Below are 13107 nucleotides of genomic sequence, written 5' to 3'. Positions count from 1 at the left end.
CAATCAAAATAGGATGTCAATTATCTGACTCTGTTGACTCGAGTAAACCACTGAAAATCACCTTTTACTCTGCGTTGGCCGCTCTATTCTCTGAATACTGCAGGATTTGATCTATAGGCGCCGGTTTACCCAGATGATATCCCTGTCCATAGTTCACACCTATCGCTTTGAGTTTTTGCCATATCTCTTCATTCTCGACAAACTCAGCGATGGTCTCCAACCCCATGACATGCCCAATATCGTTAATCGATTTAACCATTTCATAATCGAGTGGGTCGACGTGCATATCTTTCACGAACATGCCATCAATTTTGATACTTTGAACAGGCAAGTTTTTGAGATAGGCAAATGAAGACAAACCACTACCAAAATCATCCAGAGAAAACTGACAACCCAGAGCTAACACACTATTGATGAAATGATGTGCTTGCTTCAGATTAGCAATCGCTGCTGTTTCGGTGACTTCAAACTTGATCATTTCCTGATTAAAGGAAGCTGCAGATAACTTTGTTCTGATATAAGCCAGCATGCTTTCATCCCCTATACTTGCTCCAGAGAGGTTGATAGCTAAATAGTTTAAATGAGGTAAAGAATGATAGTGCTGCTCCAGCCATTCAAAGACATGGCTGACAACCCATTTATCAATCCTGTCTGATAAATTGTAGCGCTCTGCAGAGGATAAAAATACGCCTGGTGGAAATAATTGCCCTGCTTTGCTTCTAAGCCTGACTAAAACTTCATACATTGCCAGATGTTCAGTCTCTGTACTGACAATAGGCTGTGCGTATAGCTCAAAGCGGTCTTCAATCAAGGCCTCTTTAATTTCGTTGACCCATTTAAATTCACCTTTCTGAGCTGTCAATTGCTGATCTTGTTCCTGGTAGACATAAACTCGATTTCGACCAGAATTTTTGGCGGCATAACAAGCGCTATCGGCTTGTTTAAGTGCCTCAGTTCGATTTCTGGTAGCAGAAGTAATGGTTGTCACCCCAATACTGACACCCACTGTAAAGACCTGCGTCTCCCAGATAAATTGGAACTGGGAAACTAACTCTTTTATCTCATTAGCAATAAACTCCGCTTTTTCCAGCTCACAGTCTTCGACTAATATGGCAAACTCATCTCCTCCTAGTCGGGCCAGTGTGTCGCTCTTGCGTGTCGAACCTCCAAGCAAACTACCTAACTGTCTAAGCAACTCATCACCAGCAATATGGCCGCAGGTATCGTTGATTACCTTAAACTGATCTAAATCGAGGAAGCATAAGGCATGCTCAGTCCCTATTCGCTGTGCATCATTCACCAACATTGATAAGCGTCGCTCGAACTCAGTACGATTAATCAATCCCGTCAAATTATCATGCGTTGCCTGAAATGAGAGTTTCTTAGCGAGTTTTCTCGACTCGGTAATATCTTCATAGATAGCCACATAGTGATTAATATTTTTTTGATCATCATATACTGCAGCAAGATAGAGCTTGACCCAATAGTGACTACCATCCTTACGACAATTCTCAATTTCCCCGGACCACTGTCCTTCAGAAGCCGTCTGATGCCATATTTCATCAAAAAATGCCGATGGCATCTTATTAGATTTGTAGGTTTCCAGCCTTTGGCCGTGCATTTCCACAGCGGTGTAGCCAGAGAGTTTTTCACAACGTTTATTGACGTACTCAATTGTTCCATTTGCATCCGTTATCAGAATAGGATTAGGACTGGACTCCACTGCACGTGATAATTTGAGCATGTGTTCCTGACTGGCTTTTAGCTTGTCATTACTCAAGCTTAGCTCTTTTGTTCGTTCTTTAATCATCTCTTCACGTTGCAACATTTCATCATTTAGCTTTGTTAGCAGGTATTGATTACTCTCTTGCAACTTCAAGCTCTTGATCAGATTCTGATTTGCTCGTCTGGCCATAGAGAACATTAATAAATAATAAGCAATAAAGCCCACGGTGAGTATGTAAGCTAATTTATCCACATTTACCGTCTGAATTTGATACAAAGACATACTTGTTAATAACACTAACTGTGGAATGGTATAAGCCAGAAACGTCGGAAACCATGCACTCAATACAGGTACCGCCGCAGCAACAACGGTACTGATCAATATATAGAAAAGCGTGTTGATTTGAATATCATCAATCACGATGTAGAAAATGCTCGCAAGCCCCCAAACAGTGCCTACACAACCCGTCAAAAAGGTATAAAGCATCATCCAGCCCTTAGCGCTCAGACCAAAAAGAGCATTGTGTTTTTTATACAGGAATAAAACGGCTAAACGACAGATTGATAATAAACAGATGGCTGAACTCCATCCGACCAACAGAAGCGATTGTGATTGCAGATAATCAAATAGAACCGTCACGATTAATATCGCAACACCGATGACCGTCAGGTTTGAAAACAAGGCCTCCTCAAATAAGCGATCCGCTTGTTTTCTTAATATCTCTTGATCATCCATGTTCATCTTAATCTGTCTATAAGTTCACAATTGGATGAGAATATCACCTATGTATGTCAGTTTTCCAATAATAAGCAACAACCTACACACTCAATCAGAAGAGCTGTCTGTTAATCCCCAGCATGGAAGGTATGTCATTCAAATGGCATTTCTAAGACTCAAGTCATCGGGGTAAGGCTGCAAATAAGCCTGCTTATGGATATAGGGGTCTGGATGGTTATTAAAATGGTGTCGCAGCAAAGTGATAGGCACAATAAGTGGGATTTGTGCTGTTCTGTATTGATCAATAATGCCGGCTAACTCTTGTTTCTCTTGGCTGGAAATTTTTTTCTTCAGATATCCCTGTAGATGCATTAATACATTCGTGTGCGTTTTTCTGGATGCTAATGATTTCAGTGTAGTCATTAACTCCGTGAAATAACGCTCAGCCAGCGCATCAACATCATGATTACCCGCATCGGCTAGCATTCGCCCAAGTTCAGCATATTTTGATGGAGAATGTGCCATCAAGGTATATTTATAGCGGACATGAAAGTCTAAAATAGCTTTCGTATTCAGCCCTTGTTTCAGCATATCTTGCCAATTGGCATAGGCAAAAACTCGAGTAACAAAATTTTCCCTCAAAAGAGGTTCACACAAGCGTCCTGATTCTTCAACAGGTAGCAAAGGATGTGCATCTGTTAATGCTTTGGCGTACAAGCCTCGCCCCGGGGTATGGGATGGATAACCATTTTCCTGATAAACCTTTACCCGAAATAATCCACAACTTGGCGAATTTTTCATAAAAATATAACCAGATAAGTCGTGAAACTGTTTTGCCTTGTTTTCACCATACTCTGTTAGTGCTTTGCTGTAGTTGATACTTTCATCGTGCACAGCAACGGCCTCGGGTTTTTCAGGATTACCGATTAAGCGGATAGGTTTTCTTGGAATACTCATTCCGATGCCCACTTCAGGACACTCAGCTACAAAGTCAAAATAGCGAGATAAGCTCTCCGTTGCCAGTCGTAAATGTTTATGCGTGCCATCGTAACGTACTTCGTGCCCTAATAAACAACTACTTATACCCACTTTTATTTTCATATCTTCACATCCGCCTCATGCTGTAATTATTATCTTAACAATTGACTGACTAAAAAATGTGAAGGTCGGTGAAGTTTATTGAGGATATCAATATGCATTACTTAATTACTGGTGGTACTGGGCTTATTGGCCGCTCCTTGTGTCAAACGCTGCTGACAGCAGGACACGACATTACCGTACTCAGTCGAGATAAGACAAAGGTCTACAAGCAATGCGGCCGAAATGTTAAAGCCATACAATCATTGGATGAGATCAGTGACGATCAAAAAATCGATATTGTTATCAATCTTGCCGGAGAACCTATCGCTGATAAGAAATGGAGCAAGCAACAAAAAAACATATTGGAACAAAGTCGAATTGGTCTAACTGCAGCACTAGTCAACTGGATAAAAATGCGGCAAGCCAAACCTCATGCACTCATCAGTGGCTCTGCCGTCGGATGGTATGGCGACCAAAAACAGCAGCCGCTGACGGAATTAAGTGATTATCAGCATGATTACGCCCACGAACTGTGTGAAAAATGGGAAAAAGCGGCTCTTGAAGCAGCCGATGAAGTAAGAGTGTGTATTATCCGCACCGGCCTTGTTCTAAGCACCGAGGGTGGCGTTTTACAACGTATGCTTCTACCTTTCAAACTTGGTGGTGGGTGCACACTTGGAAAAGGGGATCAGTACATGCCTTGGATTCATATATCGGATATCGTCAATCTCATTATTTACCTCAGTCAGACACCTTCAGCAAAAGGCGTCTTTAATGGCACAGCTCCTCACCCTGTGACCAATGCCACATTTACAACAACACTGGCAAAACATCTGCATCGCCCAGCCATTTTCAAAGCACCCGAATGGTTATTAAAATGCGTGTTAGGTGAAATGTCTCAGCTTTTATTGGGTGGACAGCGTGCATACCCTGAAAAAGCCACAGCAATTGGATATCAATTCCAATATACTGACCTCGATGATGCTTTTAACAATCTTCTGAATAAATCGTAACTTTTATGACAAAACGTGCCATTTTATTAGCCAACCTGGGCTCTCCCGATGCCCCAACCACACCCGCTGTACGTCGATACCTTAACCAGTTTTTAATGGATCCCTATGTGATTCAACTACCGTGGTTACTTCGACGCATGATTGTCAGTCTGTTTGTGTTGCCATCAAGGCCGAAAGCTTCTGCCGAGGCATATCAAAGCGTGTGGACAGCAGAAGGCTCACCACTTATCGCTTTATCTGAAAAATTAAAAGATGCGCTTAAGACACAAGTAACGCATCCTGTTGAAATGGCCATGCGGTATGGCAATCCGAGCATAGAACAACAACTATTAAAAATCACGGCTGATAAATCGATTGAAGAAGTTCTCTACATACCTCTATATCCCCACTATGCTGACAGCACAGTCACTACATCTATCGAAGAAGCCAGACGCGTGATTAGCAAGCATCAATTGGATATCAAGCTCAGGATTATTCCACCTTTTTATGATCAGCCCGAGTATATAAAAGCATTGGTGACCAGCGCACAACCTTATTTAGAGCAAGAGTATGACCACATCATATTCAGCTATCATGGTTTACCTGAGTCCCACATTACGAAACTGGATCCATCAGGTACTCATTGTCTGAAACAAGACAATTGCTGTCAGGGCAGTCATCCCGCTCACCAAACTTGCTATCGCCATCAGGTAATGAGAACAACACAATGCTTTGCACTGCAAGCAGGCTTGGCTACGGATCGCTATTCTGTTGCCTTCCAGTCAAGGTTGGGTCGTGCAAAATGGCTTGGGCCTAACACAGAAGACACGTTACGTGAGTTAGCTGAACAAGGCGCAAAACATGTCATGGTTTTGTGTCCAGCTTTTGTGACTGACTGCTTGGAAACACTGGAAGAAATCGCTATTCGTGGTGAAGAAGTCTTTAAAGAAGCGGGTGGCGAAAAATTGACGTTGATACCATGCATGAATGACCATCCAGCATGGGTGAATGTTTTAGCTGGTTGGTGCGAGCACTAAACTCGGCCAATTAAAGGTTGTCTGACAATTTGGCTTGTATATTCGCCACCAGGACCATAAGCACCTGTTTCGGGATCGCGTCCACGCAGTATAGATAATGCTCTGGTCAAATATTGCCGGTTTACATTAATGATGCCGCCATTAATCTGGTTAAATTCGCGGCAAGTTTTTGCCACCTCACGAAGCCGCACTACTTGAGCAGTCATGCGGCTGGCATCAGTTTCTTCCTGATTCGCAATAAATGCTTCTAAACCTGACTTGCCTGATGGAAAGCCAACAGCGGTCAGCAACTGTTCACGCTGTCTTGCTAATTGCTCAAGTTTTAACAGAAAAGGCTGTTTTTGTTTAGTTATTTCAGACACTTTATCCACGTCTGAAGCCTTCAATGCCTCACGCTCTTGCTTTAGCAGCGTTGCGATTGCTGTACTGCTGCTAATCTCAGATTGGAGAATAGTACTCAGCTGTTGCATGGCATTCATAGACATGGGGTTATCCTTTCTTAAAAGTTACCCTCAAAATCAATCATTTTTCGTGCCAACTGCTGGCTGTCTACCTGATAACTACCATCCTCAATTGCCGCTTTAATAGAATCAACTTTTGCCTGATTCACAGTGGGAACATCAGCTAAGCTTTTTTCCACTTGCGACAGCGTATCACTTAAACTCACTTTATCGCTTTCCGTGTTTGGGCTCGATGTTGTGGTTGACGGCGATGTTTCTGCAGTCTCTTTACGCTCACCAATGTTTCGCAACGAGCTGTATTCAGCCTGCGATGGTGGCTTAATGTTATTAATTTCAGACATATAACGTGTCTCCATTTACTTTATATTGGTTGTATCGGCAGCAAATAATGAAAGTTGAGAATTTTTTACATTGTTACTTGAACAACCCCTGGTGCTTGCACGACACCCTCAACCACTCTGTTCGAAGAACTATTTTTCACTTTAATTTTGTCACCCAAGATTGCATCTTCCATTGCCATACCATTCATCCTGACCTCCATTGAGCCAGCTTGTGCAACAAGAATAACTTGCTCGCCTCGCTGTACAATTTTCTGCTGTTTGAGACTACGTGGAGTTAATGCTGTTCCCATCGCGAGTGAATATCTCAACTGCTGCCCTACAACATTATCCGGCGAAAGGATAAAGCCTTGTCGCAAATCGCTGATATCCTGCATCACTGTTTTGACATCAGATGCTTTCAGAACTTGGTTGGCGCTGAGCGCTCTTGCTGCCACGACAACAGGACGCAAAACTTTCACTTTGACAGAGACGTAAACAGTCCATTCTGTTGGTGTGCTGCAACGTATTCCAATTGTTCTATTTCCAGTGGTATCAGCACTGGATGATGAAAATGCACTCAGCTTGCCATCACACGCTTGCAGTCGCAAACGTTTATCCATAGCATCAACAGTAATTTGAGGATTGTCATAATAAGCTTGTGCATCATTCATTGCAAAAACATAAGCCGTTTGTTCAATACCCGCTAAAGACTGTAAAGAATCTGCATAGACAGAATGTGTCAATAAAACGGCACTTAAACATGATAAAAGTAATCTACGAATCATGAGAGTTCACCTGAACAGTAAGATCAAAAAACTTTCTGAATAGTTTGTTGCAAGTTATATGCCTAGACATGATTTTAAAAACTCAAGACTTAACAAGCCTTGCCGATAGCCTCATTAAGTAAACAGGAGTCAATATGAGCAGTATTATTGATGGTGTAGACCAACGCACGAACCTTGCTGGGACCAATCGGCTGGAATTATTGTTGTTTCGTTTGGGCACAGCTCAACTTTACGGGATTAATGTCTTTAAAGTACGTGAAGCGATAGCCTGTCCTAATCTAACGAAATTGCCACAGTCTCATCCTAATATAAAAGGTATGGCATCCATTCGTGGTCAGACGGTTAGCATCGTCGATTTATCACAGAGTATAGGGCGACGCTCTCTCGAGGATCTGGCTGACAATTTTGTTATTCTGACCGAATACAATCGCTCTGTTCAGGGCTTTTTAGTCACTTCTGTAGAACGCATCATCAATATCAGCTGGTCAGACGTATTACCACCACCGGCAGCGTCAGGGGCAAGTAACTATCTGACAGCCATTACTAAATTCGAGGATAAGCTAGTTCAGATTATTGATGTCGAACAAGTATTAGCAGAAGTCATGGGTATTGAGGCAGATGTCTCGTCAGAGTTAGTGAATAACTACTCTGAGCATAACCAAGAAATACGCCAACACATATTGGTTGTAGATGACTCCAGTGTGGCTAGAAACCAGATAAAACGTACACTAGAACAAATCGGTCTAGAAATTACTTTGGCTAAAAATGGTAAAGAAGCGCTAGACATGCTTAAGGCGTGGGAAGCGGCGGGCGAAGATATCTACGAGAAAATTGCATTAATGATCTCGGATATTGAAATGCCTGAAATGGATGGCTACACACTGACATCAGAAGTTCGGCTGGATCCAGCAATGAAAAGTTTGCCTATTTTATTGCACACCTCAATGAGTGGCACATTTAATCAGGCATTGGTATCTAAAGTCGGTGCAGATAAATTTATACCTAAGTTCTCAGCAGATGAGTTGGCAGCAGCGGTTCAATCTATGCTGAAATAAAAAAGGCTCCTCAGGGAGCCTTTTTTAATTTAGTTTAAAGGTCCAAAACCATTTAAATCAGAGGGCATCGGAATCACATTATTTTTTTCCGTAACGATATCAGCCTTAGCTCTCATCAGATTGGTGCCAGTAAAGCCACTGACACGGTAGACCCAATCAGATAGCTTCTCATTTAGCTGTTCAACTTCAGCCTTCACTTGTTCATCAGACTTCAACACCTCTAACGCTTTAATATCAGCTGGCGCCTCAGAAATAAGGTCTGACTGATAATCTGCTGATAAGGTGGTGTAATAGAAACCATCAATAAATGACGTTCTTGATGTGACAACTAAACCGTCAAAAGTGATAAAGCGGGCAATAACCACATCGGCATCACCACGATTAAACTCTTTCTTAGGCAAAACATCTTCCATGCGCAATTGATGTAAAGAGCCAGCAATGTCATAACCTAGCTGAGGATATTTGAAGACCGTTTTCTCACCTGATTCGGGTGTGCCAAATCTATCTTTTTTGCCTAAATTGACCAAAGTGGCCATATCACCATTAGGTTGGATAATTTCCACACGAGCAATTCGTTCACGTGCAAGATTAATCACCTGACTATCGATCCAGTTAAGCATGACCGGACTGATTAATAAATAACCTTCTGCTAACCAGCTCTGCTCATCACCAACCCGTCTCACGTAAAACTGTTTGGGCCCGGCACTGGCCACGGTCACATCTCGTTGTTTACCCAGCAGTAAACCGGCAATGGCTTCATCGCCCTCTTTTAATATGACTTTGATCGAGTCACCATCTGGCGTTTCAGGTTTAGCGCCATCCACACCTAAAATCGGGTACTGTTCGGGGTTATTGGTTTTCTTCTCCATCAGTTTCGCTTCTGACATATCGATTAACATCCGCTTCACTTCATCAAAGTTAGCAGGATAGTTATAGTGCTGAGGAATAAACCAATCTTCGCCTTGTCGCTGTAAAGCAAACTGATCTTCACCACTACTAAACTCAATCGTATCAACCTGACTTAATTCACTGAACAAGTCTGGAAACAATAAACCATAGTCATCATCATTATCATCAGTGCGATAAATGGTTACCAGCATCAGCAGTACCATCAACACTGTGACGATGAAAAGAATAGTCAAACTGTTGAATTTTTTTGTCATTTTATAAACCTATTTTCTAGTCGACTAAAACAGTATCGTTATTGTTGGCTACGGGCTTTATTACGTTTACGGATACGCATCCAGCCAGTGAAAACCGCTAATAACCCGACTAATATCGGTACTAATCCAATATTGAAAAACTTCAACTGTGCATCCAGTTTATCGATATCTTTACGTAAATTAGCTTGCACATCTCGTAATTGTTGTTGAGTTTTATTGGCTGTCAGGCGGAACTCAGCAATTTCTTTTTGTTGTTCAGGAGACAAAATCTGTTCCCCTGAACCACTTCGCTGAACCTGCATACGAGCTATGCGTTGTTGCGTTTCTTTTAATTTGTTTTGCAATTCCCGTTCTTTGGTGCGGAAACGCTTCTCTGCATCACGTTGGAGTGCAATGACTTTATGGAACGGTCTGGAGAAGCCAGCACGAGAACGAATGCTGATTAAACCCTCACTGCCAGTCATATCCTCGATCGCATTAATCAAGAAATCGATATTGTTAGAGGTATTAAATGCCAACTGTTTACCGTAAAAATCCTGCGTTTCCACCCAGAAACGGTCATCAAGCATGTCCACATCTGCGATCGCAATGACATCAATAGCTTGTTTTGCATTATCTAAATGCCCAGGCATTTTTTTGATGTCTCCTGATACAGTTTTTGCTCCATCCGGGAAAGCTGTTTTCACTTCGCCCTGCGCACGTATTGCCATAGGGTAACTAATGGTTCCCGCCTGATATTTGGTCAATAATGCAACAGGGTCATTACGAAACTGAACAACCCTTTTATCAACCAGCATGGCTTCATTGCTTGAAGAGAAAAGCGGTGTGATATTAGTGGTATGCTCATCCAGAATTTCAAAACGTCCTGGCGTGGCGACATTGAGTTGACGCAATGCTGAGGTGATACGTTCATCTTTGTTGAAGTTATCTTTTACTAACTTTTGCCATAGAACATAATCAATAGGCTGATAGTCTGTCTTAGCACCAAAATCTACCTTGGTTGCTGTTTTTCTATCAGCCACGACATCCGTATTTGAACGTTTGAATCCCCATGCTGTAAACAGTTCTTCCATATTTGAGCTACGTGGTGCCAGCATGGCGCTCATCGGATTGTCCGGATCTTTTTTCGGTTTATCCACTTCTGCATAAGGATCAACATAGGTAATTAATTTACCTCCAGCTAAAACATACTGATCAATCGCATACAACGTGCTTTCAGATAATTCTTTCGGGTGAATCACCACTAACGCATCCATGCTGGATGGAATACGTCGGATATCAGTTGGCAACATTGATACATTAAACATCTGACGCAATTCTGCCATCACTGCCCAGGGTTTGACTCCATCAGGAGAAGCGACTTCGCCTTTAAGTGGGTCATACTGCTCACCATCCACCTCAAGCGAACTGATAACACCTACGGCTTTTCTGTTGTTGTTTGAAAGTTTGTAGATCAGTTTTGTCAGGTCGTATTCAAGTATGTCTTCTTTCTCTGGTTGAAAGAAAGGTATGGTTTCAACACCATCAATTTCATTGGTACCAGCCAGACCGAAGTACAAAGGATCAGACTCACCATCAATAGGCACAGACTGTAAGCCATATTGATCGGCACGCTGTTCATCTGATGAAAAAGGTTCAGGATTCATAATAAACAGGCGAATCTTGCCGTTTGAGGCACGCTGATACTCAAGCAATAACTCTTGTACACGCTGGGCATACGATTTTAAGCTGGGCAATGCCTGAGCTGCTTTTTCAGTGTAGTAGAAACGCAGACTGATCGGCTCATCCATTGACTGCAGGATATTGATGGTGCCATCGGACAAGGTATAAAGATTATCTTCTGTCAAATCCACACGAGCAGATTTGAAATTGCCATTAACGACAACATTGAAAGATACAAACAAAATAATGGCCAAAATCAGGCCGGTTGCAGATAAAAGTTGTTTATTCATCGTCGCAATTCTCTCCTAGTCTGCCTTACGAGCATTGACGATAAGGGCATTCGCAAATAGCCAGATAACGATTAGTGAAATGAAATACATCATGTCTCGCATATCGATGACCCCTTTGCTGATAGCGTCAAAATGGGTCAAGAAACTAAACGAGCTCACTGTTTCTACCAGTGTTTTTGGTGCCCAGCCGCTGAAAAAGTCAATGACGATGCCATAGCCGCTTAGTACAAATACCAAGCTGATAATCAAGCTGATGACAAAGGCAATCACTTGGTTTTTGGTAATCGCGGATATGCATGAACCAATCGCCAAAAAACCACCAGCCATGAGCAAACTTCCCAGGAAGCTTGCCACAATGACGCCGTTATCCGGGTTACCGAGATAATTCACCGTAATCCATAAAGGGAAATTCAAGAATAAGGCTAAGCCCGTAAATGCCCATGCGGCGAGGAACTTACCGATAACAGCTTCAAACACAGAAACAGGTAAGGTCATTAATAGTTCAATTGACCCGCTCTTACGTTCTTCAGCCCATAAACGCATGGAAATAGCAGGAATAAGTAAAATATACAGCCACGGATGCATGGAAAAGAATGGGTAAAGATCCGCTTCACCGCGTTGGAAAAAATTACCGACATAAAACGTTGAAAAACCGGTAAGCAGCAAGAATATGATGATGAAAACGTAAGCCACTGGTGTAGCAAAGTAGCCATTGAATTCACGTTTCATAATGAACCAGATATTACGAATATTCATCAGTTTTTGGCTCCCGTATTTGGCATGGTGATACTGCGGAAGACTTCGTCCAAACGCCCTGATTCCGCATGAAGGGCATCAATACTCCACCCATTCTCACGAATCTTTTCTGATAATTCTGCAGTAATTTGTTGACCTTGTTTCGGATACACTCTAAATCCAGCGCTTTCCAAAGGTTCAACACGAGCAACAAAGGCTAATGAATTCAGGAAGCTTTCGAATGCTTTCTGCTCGACATCCGCTACATTGACGACCACCGCATTGTAATAACGTGATCTCGACTCGAGTTCCTGTGGTGTGCCATCAAACTTCACTTTACCGTTGGCAATCACCACATTGCGGGTACACAGCGCATGTACTTCTTCGAGGATGTGGGTAGAGATAATGATGGCTTTTTCTTCAGCCATTTCATTAATTAATGTTCTGACTTCGTGTTTCTGGTTAGGGTCCAAACCATCGGTAGGTTCATCGAGTATTAACACAGGCGGGTTATGCAAAATAGACTGCGCTAGTCCTACACGACGTTTATAGCCTTTCGAGAGCGTTTCGATGGGTTGATACATGACATTGGTGATACGTGCCCGTTCTGCTGCACTATCGACAGCTCGCCGTCTGTCTGCCCCTTTGATTCCACGAATTTCTGCAATGAACTTCAGGAAACTATCCGGCGTCATATCAGCATACGCTGGTGCACCCTCAGGAAGATATCCCAAGTGCGCTTTTACCGAAATAGGGTCATTAAGTACATCATAACCACAAACTCTTACCGTGCCTTTAGTCGGTGTTAAAAAGCCGGTAATCATTTTCATCGTCGTTGATTTACCCGCGCCGTTTGGGCCTAAAAACCCGAGCACTTCGCCTTTACTGACAGAAAAAGACACACCATCAACGGCTTTGATCGCACCAAAGTATTTGGCCAGATCATCGATCTCAATTCTCAATGTCATAACAAAAGCGTCCCCCGCTTCCTAATCATTTTTGCAAACCCGTCATTATTCTGAGGTGAAGCAATTTAAGTCAAGCTTGAATTGTCTTTCATTAACCCCATTGTCTTAAAGATTCA

At 42.4% G+C, this 13107-nt stretch carries 12 protein-coding genes; 3 read left to right on the top strand and 9 right to left on the bottom strand.

Annotated features, from left to right (window positions below):
- Positions 1-64 precede the first annotated feature (64 nt).
- Positions 65-2461: an EAL domain-containing protein gene (locus QUE24_RS10380; protein WP_286303762.1), complete on the bottom strand. Its 2397-nt coding sequence runs from the start codon at positions 2459-2461 to the stop codon at positions 65-67.
- A gap of 138 nt (positions 2462-2599) precedes the next feature.
- Positions 2600-3544, bottom strand: coding sequence for a YbgA family protein (locus tag QUE24_RS10375; protein WP_286303761.1), 945 nt, complete (start codon positions 3542-3544; stop codon positions 2600-2602).
- Between the two features lie 68 nt (positions 3545-3612).
- Here QUE24_RS10375 and QUE24_RS10370 point away from each other — a divergent pair, with 68 nt between their 5' ends.
- Entirely contained in the window at positions 3613-4536 is a 924-nt protein-coding gene (locus QUE24_RS10370) for a TIGR01777 family oxidoreductase (protein WP_286303760.1), read from the top strand.
- Between the two features lie 5 nt (positions 4537-4541).
- Positions 4542-5552: a ferrochelatase gene (gene hemH, locus QUE24_RS10365; RefSeq protein ID WP_286303759.1), complete on the top strand. Its 1011-nt coding sequence runs from the start codon at positions 4542-4544 to the stop codon at positions 5550-5552.
- Here the strand turns inward: hemH and QUE24_RS10360 are convergent.
- The 3 genes from QUE24_RS10360 to flgA all read right to left on the bottom strand — a co-directional run bounded on the left by QUE24_RS10360 (position 5549) and on the right by flgA (position 7118).
- Positions 5549-6037, bottom strand: coding sequence for a flagella synthesis protein FlgN (locus tag QUE24_RS10360; protein WP_286303758.1), 489 nt, complete (start codon positions 6035-6037; stop codon positions 5549-5551). The genes hemH and QUE24_RS10360 overlap by 4 nt on opposite strands.
- Positions 6038-6051: 14 nt before the next feature.
- The gene (gene flgM / locus QUE24_RS10355) at positions 6052-6354 is read right to left on the bottom strand and encodes a flagellar biosynthesis anti-sigma factor FlgM (protein ID WP_286303757.1); all 303 of its coding nucleotides are present in this window, start codon (positions 6352-6354) and stop codon (positions 6052-6054) included.
- Between the two features lie 65 nt (positions 6355-6419).
- On the bottom strand, positions 6420-7118 hold the full coding sequence (gene flgA / locus QUE24_RS10350) for a flagellar basal body P-ring formation chaperone FlgA (protein ID WP_286303756.1): 699 nt from the start codon (positions 7116-7118) through the stop codon (positions 6420-6422).
- A 134-nt stretch (positions 7119-7252) separates the two neighbouring features.
- Between flgA and QUE24_RS10345 the strand changes: the two genes are divergently transcribed.
- Entirely contained in the window at positions 7253-8173 is a 921-nt protein-coding gene (locus tag QUE24_RS10345; protein ID WP_286303755.1) for a chemotaxis protein CheV, read from the top strand.
- A 29-nt stretch (positions 8174-8202) separates the two neighbouring features.
- Here the strand turns inward: QUE24_RS10345 and QUE24_RS10340 are convergent, their stop codons facing one another.
- From QUE24_RS10340 to QUE24_RS10325, 4 genes are read right to left on the bottom strand one after another with little or no spacing between them, the layout of a single operon-like run.
- Positions 8203-9336, bottom strand: a complete 1134-nt coding sequence (locus QUE24_RS10340; protein WP_286303754.1) for a DUF4340 domain-containing protein — start codon at positions 9334-9336, stop codon at positions 8203-8205.
- Between the two features lie 38 nt (positions 9337-9374).
- Positions 9375-11288, bottom strand: a complete 1914-nt coding sequence (locus QUE24_RS10335; RefSeq protein WP_286303753.1) for a Gldg family protein — start codon at positions 11286-11288, stop codon at positions 9375-9377.
- Between the two features lie 15 nt (positions 11289-11303).
- Entirely contained in the window at positions 11304-12044 is a 741-nt protein-coding gene (locus QUE24_RS10330; protein WP_286303752.1) for an ABC transporter permease subunit, read from the bottom strand.
- The gene (locus tag QUE24_RS10325; protein ID WP_286303751.1) at positions 12044-12991 is read right to left on the bottom strand and encodes an ABC transporter ATP-binding protein; all 948 of its coding nucleotides are present in this window, start codon (positions 12989-12991) and stop codon (positions 12044-12046) included. Before QUE24_RS10325 ends, QUE24_RS10330 begins: the two co-directional genes overlap by 1 nt.
- Between the last annotated feature and the right edge of the window lie 116 nt (positions 12992-13107).

It is taken from the genome of Methylophaga marina, from assembly GCF_030296755.1.
Taxonomy (GTDB): domain Bacteria; phylum Pseudomonadota; class Gammaproteobacteria; order Nitrosococcales; family Methylophagaceae; genus Methylophaga; species Methylophaga marina.
Note: the sequence above shows the minus strand (reverse complement) of the source record. Positions and strands in the feature narration are given on the sequence as shown.

What these genes read in the sequence shown, in the direction of transcription:
- QUE24_RS10330 (WP_286303752.1), bottom strand. Translation starts at nt 12,044, where the DNA reads ATGAATATTCGTAATATCTGGTTCATTATGAAACGTGAATTCAATGGC.
- QUE24_RS10375 (WP_286303761.1), bottom strand. Translation starts at nt 3,544, where the DNA reads ATGAAAATAAAAGTGGGTATAAGTAGTTGTTTATTAGGGCACGAAGTA.
- QUE24_RS10335 (WP_286303753.1), bottom strand. Translation starts at nt 11,288, where the DNA reads ATGAATAAACAACTTTTATCTGCAACCGGCCTGATTTTGGCCATTATT.
- hemH (WP_286303759.1), top strand. Translation starts at nt 4,542, where the DNA reads ATGACAAAACGTGCCATTTTATTAGCCAACCTGGGCTCTCCCGATGCC.
- QUE24_RS10340 (WP_286303754.1), bottom strand. Translation starts at nt 9,336, where the DNA reads ATGACAAAAAAATTCAACAGTTTGACTATTCTTTTCATCGTCACAGTG.
- QUE24_RS10380 (WP_286303762.1), bottom strand. Translation starts at nt 2,461, where the DNA reads ATGGATGATCAAGAGATATTAAGAAAACAAGCGGATCGCTTATTTGAG.
- flgA (WP_286303756.1), bottom strand. Translation starts at nt 7,118, where the DNA reads ATGATTCGTAGATTACTTTTATCATGTTTAAGTGCCGTTTTATTGACA.
- flgM (WP_286303757.1), bottom strand. Translation starts at nt 6,354, where the DNA reads ATGTCTGAAATTAATAACATTAAGCCACCATCGCAGGCTGAATACAGC.
- QUE24_RS10325 (WP_286303751.1), bottom strand. Translation starts at nt 12,991, where the DNA reads ATGACATTGAGAATTGAGATCGATGATCTGGCCAAATACTTTGGTGCG.
- QUE24_RS10360 (WP_286303758.1), bottom strand. Translation starts at nt 6,037, where the DNA reads ATGTCTATGAATGCCATGCAACAGCTGAGTACTATTCTCCAATCTGAG.
- QUE24_RS10345 (WP_286303755.1), top strand. Translation starts at nt 7,253, where the DNA reads ATGAGCAGTATTATTGATGGTGTAGACCAACGCACGAACCTTGCTGGG.